Here is a 220-nt window from a genome sequence, read left to right as displayed (position 1 = left end):
ATATTAAAATCCGGTGCCGGGTATGTGCCGCTGGATCCGGCGTATCCCGCCGAGCGGCTGGCGCATATGTTAAGCGACAGCGCCCCCCGTGTGGTCCTAAGTGGAGTGGTAATGCAAGCCGAGATTGCTGGCGGCTGGGAGCAGGTAAGGGCAACGATAGAACCGGACGTGCCGGTGCTGGACTTGCACGCACCGAGTTGGCGTGCGTACTCGAACGAGA

Annotated in this window: 1 protein-coding gene; it reads left to right on the top strand. The window is 60.9% G+C overall.

Annotated elements, in window-relative coordinates; translation table 11 throughout:
* A partial coding sequence (locus ACVBEF_RS21425; RefSeq protein WP_447125911.1) for an AMP-binding protein occupies positions 1–220 on the top strand: 220 nt, incomplete at both ends.

The sequence above is a fragment of the Glaciimonas sp. GG7 genome (genome assembly GCF_052976905.1).
The sequence above is the reverse complement of the archived record's forward strand: the minus strand, read 5'-3'. Positions and strand labels throughout refer to the sequence as shown.